Origin of the sequence: Vibrio sp. 1S139 (assembly GCF_041439475.1) — a bacterium.
GTDB classification, from domain to species: Bacteria; Pseudomonadota; Gammaproteobacteria; order Enterobacterales; family Vibrionaceae; genus Vibrio; species Vibrio crassostreae_C.
The window spans coordinates 1-4,778 of record NZ_JBGOOD010000124.1 but is presented as its reverse complement, the minus strand read 5'-3'; the positions used below and the strand labels follow the sequence as shown (position 1 = coordinate 4,778).

At 44.7% G+C, this 4,778-nt stretch carries 6 protein-coding genes; 2 read left to right on the top strand and 4 right to left on the bottom strand.

The genetic code is table 11. The features are described 5' to 3' along the window. Positions 1-47: 47 nt before the first annotated feature. A complete protein-coding gene (locus tag ACED46_RS21430) occupies positions 48-209 on the bottom strand; it encodes a hypothetical protein (RefSeq protein WP_371722404.1) in 162 nt (53 codons plus the stop codon). A gap of 164 nt (positions 210-373) precedes the next feature. Further along, positions 374-1,354 (bottom strand): Gfo/Idh/MocA family protein, encoded by a 981-nt coding sequence (locus ACED46_RS21425; RefSeq protein WP_371722403.1) that lies wholly within the window; start codon positions 1,352-1,354, stop codon positions 374-376. A gap of 219 nt (positions 1,355-1,573) precedes the next feature. Here ACED46_RS21425 and ACED46_RS21420 point away from each other — a divergent pair, with 219 nt between their 5' ends. Both ACED46_RS21420 and ACED46_RS21415 read left to right on the top strand, forming a co-directional pair. After that, positions 1,574-2,056 (top strand): GNAT family N-acetyltransferase, encoded by a 483-nt coding sequence (locus ACED46_RS21420; protein ID WP_065584882.1) that lies wholly within the window; start codon positions 1,574-1,576, stop codon positions 2,054-2,056. A 2-nt stretch (positions 2,057-2,058) separates the two neighbouring features. Next, entirely contained in the window at positions 2,059-2,832 is a 774-nt protein-coding gene (locus ACED46_RS21415; protein ID WP_371722402.1) for a murein L,D-transpeptidase family protein, read from the top strand. Between the two features lie 104 nt (positions 2,833-2,936). On the opposite strand, the gene ACED46_RS21410 is transcribed toward ACED46_RS21415, so the two are convergent. Both ACED46_RS21410 and ACED46_RS21405 read right to left on the bottom strand, forming a co-directional pair. After that, positions 2,937-3,674, bottom strand: a complete 738-nt coding sequence (locus ACED46_RS21410; RefSeq protein ID WP_102321065.1) for a sulfite exporter TauE/SafE family protein — start codon at positions 3,672-3,674, stop codon at positions 2,937-2,939. A gap of 160 nt (positions 3,675-3,834) precedes the next feature. Continuing rightward, positions 3,835-4,554, bottom strand: a complete 720-nt coding sequence (locus ACED46_RS21405) for a glycerophosphodiester phosphodiesterase family protein (RefSeq protein WP_371722401.1) — start codon at positions 4,552-4,554, stop codon at positions 3,835-3,837. Positions 4,555-4,778: the final 224 nt, after the last annotated feature.

Sequence of the window (4,778 nt, the reverse complement as noted above, 5' to 3'; positions counted from 1 at the left end):
AAGCCTTTTTTCTATCTAAATAAACAAGTTAGCTCTTAAGATCCTGTCTATGATGCTTTTTTAAGATCTTGCGCTGGGTAAGTAAGCGTCATTGCGCCTTCTACCGTTGTAACGTGAACGTAGCCGCCACCAGCACTTAGGCCAGTTACTACCATTTCACCTAGTTCAACACCTTTTGTTGCTACAACGCGATCATCAACTGAAAACACTTTACACACCTTCAATAAATTAAATAAATACGATAGATATCGAACGCGGATTTAAACAGATGGGACCTCAATCAACTAATCCGGTTATTTGTCGTAAAGATTAAATTCAGTTATGTATAAATAATTATGTATTAAAAATCAGTTTGTTAACTTACGCTGTGACGTTATTTATCCGCTGGATACACTACACCAACTTGTTGGCGCATCTCTGTAATTAACTTCGCAACCGTTAAAGCGCGCAGTTGGGCCTGCGCTTGTGTTGCGTTGTCGCCAGCAATGCAGCTAGCAAAGGCCTGCGCTTCGTAACTCATGGAGTTTTCGCTTTGTGCTTGAGTAAGGTTTTCTACCGTGCCATCGCGGTAGCGGATCTTAACGTCAGTACATTCAGCGATGTGATCGATGATGATCGCCCCTAATTCACCTTGGATCTCGCTTGGCGCATAAGAGTCGCTGACTTTGGAGTGCGCAAGGGTCACATCAAACTCAGGGTATTGGAAGATCGCACAGCCATGAGCATCGACACCTGAATCAAGTAGCTTTGCAGAAGCCTGTGCGTTTTCAGGTTTGCCAAATAGCGCGACTGTCGCGGCAACACAGTAAAAGCCAATATCGACCAATGAGCCGTTAGAAAAAGCTGGGTTGAAGGTATTTGGGTTCTCGCCGTTTAGGTATTTTTGGTAGCGCGATGAATACTGGCAGTAGTTGATGTGTGCTTTATGTACCTTGCCAATCTTTTCTAACCCAAGTTGAACTTGCTTAAAGTTCGGTAGGAATTGAGATTTATACGCCTCAAACAGCACCACACCGTTTTTCTCAGCGACTTCGAACATGCGTGTTGCTTCATCAATATTTGATGCAACCGGCTTTTCACAGATAACATGCTTGCCGTGTTCCATCATGAAGATAGATTGCTCGCAATGCAGTGAGTTAGGGGAAGCGATGTACACGGCTTCTACAGTGTTGTCATTGGCCAATGCGTCGAGTGAGTCATACGTGGTTTCAACGTCAAATTCTTGGGCGAACTGTGCCGCGCTGTCTAGATTTCGAGAGTAAACCGCAGCAAGTTGCATCGATCGAGATTCGTGCGCAGCTTGAACAAACTTTTGTGTAATCCAATTGGTTCCAATTACAGCAAACTTAATCATATAGGTATCCAGTCGTTAGTCGTCGTTAGTATATTGATTCTGCAGAGATAGTAGCACTCAACGGCTGGCAATGTGCCTGAGATTTACGGAACAATTTCCCTAAACATAGTGCCTAATATTAATGTTCAGCCTTCACAGAGCGTCTGAGTTGACCAGTGTAACGGTGCACAACTAAGCCATTTTTGCTAAGGTGTTATTGAATTCAAACAAGGTGATGATATGCAAATCCGGACGGCCAAGGTAACTGATATTAACGCGATCTTAGCGCTCTCTGAGCAGATAAACCGTCAACATCATCTTGGTGCGCCTATGGTATTTGCACCAGCGTCACAAGGCTTGGCCGACAGTGAAGAGTATTGGTTAGGTTTGATGCTTGACCCACTTGGCGCTTTCTTGGTTGCAGTAGACGACAAGCAAGTCGTTGGTTTTTTAGCGGGTAAGGTAACGCAGAACAAAGGGGTCAGTTTTATTCAGCCGCACAAGGTGGCAAGGGTCAATACGATTGTGGTGAACGATCAGGTTCAGAGCCAAGGTGCTGGTCGAGCGTTAATGAAGTCTTTTAATCAATGGGCGCAGGCGAGAGGAGCGATAGAACTTAGGTTGGAGGTAATGGAGTTTAACCAACAAGCTCAGGGTTTCTATGAGTCGTTAGGAATGGAAACTCAGTCACGAACCATGTCCATGCGTTTTGAGGAGATCTAAAGGTGCGTCTGTTTCTGCCTTTATCACTGTGTTTACTGTTTGCGGCTTCGAACGCGAATGCTGAGCAAGTCGTGGTCGAGAAAATAGTCTCTGACGCGACCGCTATCGAAACCATCGTATTCGAGTCTGCACCGGCTCATTCTCAACGTGTCTCAACGTCTTCATCTAACTCAACCTCTTCCACGAGCTCAAACTCCGAGCATGTGATTATTGTGGATGATGTTCTTAACAGTAGCCCTGATGAAAAGGTAGCTCAGTTTTCTCAAGGGTCATCGAAACGTCCACCTCAAAGTTCCTCTCGACAGTTTTACAACGTACCGGATAGCGCATCTGAGATAGATTCGCTGTCGCAAGTGGTTACGTTAGTTAAAGTCGATAAATCGAAACGTAGGATGTATCTGCTAAAAGGTGAAGAGGTGATTCAGGAGTTTCGTATTGCGCTAGGCAAACAACCGAAAGGGCATAAACGCTTTGAAGGGGACAACCGAACGCCGGAAGGGGAATACCAGCTCGATTATGTGATGGAAGAGTCGGACTTTTATCGCTCAGTACATATTAACTATCCGCAACCTTCGGATATGCAATGGGCAGAGCAAAATGATGTAGATCCTGGAGGAAACATCAAAATCCATGGCATCAAAAACGGCGAGCGTCGTTCGCCGAGCTTTATTCAAAGTTTTGATTGGACGGATGGCTGTATCGCGTTAACCAATCAAGATATGGATGAGTTTCTCCAACTTGTAAAAATGGGTACCCCTATCCATATCGAATGGTAGTCATTGGTACCCAGTTTTCTTAATCACTTTCCGCAGTCAATTAGCGCAATCAATTCGCGAAACCAATTCGTAAAAGCAACGTCCAAAATTAAACGCTAAAGCCGTTACAGTAAGACTCGACCTGCACTGAATATTGCAATCACAATCAGCAATGCAATGGTGACTGGCTTAAACTTCGCTCCACCAAATCTTTCGAACAGTTTAGAACCCACATAACCGCCAAACATGCTGCTTGGTAGAAGCGCGAGAGTCAGCCAAACTACATCGCGGTCGACTAACCCAGCGATAGATGCCGAAACAAACGCAGTGGAATCAGCCAATACAAAGAAGGCTATCAGGCCTGCTCTGGCAATGTGCGGACCGACTGGGCTTGCTAATGCATGAGTGCCAATTGGAGGCCCTGACATCGAAGCCGCGCCGTTCATTACACCCGCAAGGCTTCCTAGAATATAGGGAGTAAATCTAGGTTCGCTTTTGTACTGGAAACCTTTGTAGATCATAAGTGCAGACGCAAAAATGAAGGCACTGATGATCAAGATGATCGTGTCTTGGCTAACGGATTTAAGCAGAAGTAAGCCGACTGGTGTGAAGGCAAAACAAGGGATAAATACCTTTAAAACCCAGCGCCAGTTAACGTGTTTTCGAACTTTAGGCAGTAATTGAACATTGCCTAGGAGATCGATCAACATGAAGACAGGAACCAGTTCGATAACAGGCACGAATAACGCACTTAATGGCAATGCCACTAAGGTGAAACCGAAACCTGAGAAGCCACGAACAATAGCGGCGAAAATGAAGATTGCACCCAAAATTGGGAAGGTTGGACTAAAAATGAGATCCATAAATTAAGTAACCAATGAAGCTGTCTGTATAGAGCGAGCTAATGAAACCAAGTGAGTAGCGGAATGTACTCCTACTCACTTGTGTTTGCTACCTAATTTTAAGGTTTCCCGAGAGTTAATTTTAAAGTCTCTCGGGGTTGTTTTTGCGGTATTTGTTTGGTCAATTTATAGAGGTAAATTGATTCGGAAAATCAGTGAATACGGCATCTACTTTTGAGATGAATTTGAAGTGAGACGGATCGTTTACTGTGTAGCACCATGTTTGGATATTTGCTTCACTGAGTGTATCAAGATCGCTCTGATTCACATGCTCGTAGTTCATGTGACAGCTGAACGCTTTAACCTCGTCAATCAACATCAAGTCGGCTTGAGTCAGTTGCTCTGTGATCAGACCTACGCGGTATCTCGGCAGGTGACGAGCCATTTCAGAAACGACTTGATGGCTGAAACTTGAAAGCAGAACTCTGTCGGTGTCTAGATTTGAACGAATCAACTCGGTATGCAGCAAATCAACGACATGAGGCGCTTGATGTCGACTGTCGACTTTGATCTCTAAGTTCACGCTGAGATCATGCTGCTCAACAAGCGCGAGCAACTCTTCCAACGTCAATATTCTTTCACCAGCGAACTGCTCAGACTTCCAACTGCCAAAATCGAGCTGACGCAGTTCTGCAAGGGTGTGTTCGTCGACACGACCCTTGCCATCGCTGCAGCGCTCAAGGGTGTGGTCGTGACAAACCACAAGTTGATCATCCTGAGTAGGCTGAATATCAACTTCAATCCATTTCAAGCCGAGTTTAGCCGCTTGTTCAATGCTTGCTTTGGTATTTTCTGGGTGAGTACCTGCAACACCCCGATGACCTACGATGATAGACGACATAATTAATCCTTCTTAAAGACGCACCGTAAAAACGCATTAAATATCATTTTTCCCGAATACGCCAGAGTAATTGCTGGGCAAGAGTCTCTACACAGGATTCGGCTCATAAAAGTGATATTTTCCTCTTAGTACTTTCCTAGCAGTACTAAGAGGAAAAGCCTCTCGAGTGGAGCAATGCCGTTCGGATAAGCATTACTGTTTGAATCTAAACGGATATTTAGCTG